Here is a 1,184-nt window from a genome sequence, read left to right as displayed (position 1 = left end):
CTCAGTCGGCTTCCTTCTCCGGTGAAAACTGGGTTGCCGGTGTCAACGGCACGAAGAGCGTTGTTTCCTCCTTCGTTCGCGACGGTTCGAACGGCGTTTCCGTCAAGATGACCGACTACGTCCTGTCGAACGCTTCGGCCGGCAACGTTCTGTTCGGCATGACCACGACCGGTGCAATCGAAACCTCCACAGGTATCCTCGGCTCCAGCAACGGTACGATCGGTTCGGTCTACTCGCTCGACATCACCAACCTCACCAACGCCGACCTCGGCCTCGCCCTGACCAACGTCGAAAACGCCCTGAAGGCGATGACCTCTGCCGGTGCTAAGCTCGGTTCGATCTCCACCCGCATCACGATGCAGGACGACTTCGTCAGCGCGCTCAGCGACTCGCTTGACTCTGGTATCGGCCGCCTCGTCGACGCCAACATGGAAGAAGAGTCCTCCAAGCTCTCTGCTCTGCAGACGCAGCAGCAGCTCGCGATCCAGTCGCTCTCGATCGCCAACTCCTCTTCGCAGAACATCCTGTCGCTCTTCCGCTAATAGCGGCTCAGCCATATCGCGAAAAACGTCGAGGCCGGGTAACCCCGGCCTCGAATGTTTTAACATAAGGTTAATGGAAACGCTTCTAAGTATCAGATATTTTTACGAAATTTCGTTTTCGAATTTAGTTTTCCTTAACCATCTTGCTGTTTTCTAGGCCCATCGAAACGGCGAGTTAACCTTAACGAGAATGGTTAACAGGCATGATGCTGATCGCTGTGGGCCGGCCCAAATCCGGAATGTCCCTTTATTTAACGTCTGCCAACAAGGGGCAATCAAACTATGACGAGCATCAACACCAATAATGCTGCAATGGCAGCTCTCCAGACGCTGCGTGGCATCAACCAGGGCCTCAACAAGACCCAGGATCATGTGTCCTCCGGTTACCGCATCGGCAAGGCTTCCGACAACGCTGCTTACTGGTCGATCGCAACGACCATGCGTTCGGACAACAAGGCCCTCTCGGCCGTTTCCGACGCTCTCGGCCTCGGCGCTGCCAAGGTTGACACCGCCTACACCGCCATGGACAGCGCCATCGACGTCGTCGGCGAAATCAAGGCAAAGATCGTTGCCGCGACTGAAAACGGCGTCGACAAGAAGAAGGTCCAGGAAGAAATCGACCAGCTGCAGGACCAGCTGGTG

At 56.0% G+C, this 1,184-nt stretch carries 2 protein-coding genes; both read left to right on the top strand.

Features of this window, described 5'->3' with window-relative positions; genetic code table 11:
* A partial coding sequence (locus AC1DTN_RS37235) for a flagellin (protein ID WP_477925099.1) occupies positions 1-542 on the top strand: 542 nt, incomplete at its 5' end.
* A 282-nt stretch (positions 543-824) separates the two neighbouring features.
* The coding region (locus AC1DTN_RS37230) for a flagellin N-terminal helical domain-containing protein (protein ID WP_477925097.1) at positions 825-1,184 on the top strand (360 nt) is incomplete at its 3' end.

The organism is Rhizobium sp. 01T444, assembly GCF_056398305.1.
This window is presented reverse-complemented; position numbering and strand designations above follow the sequence as displayed.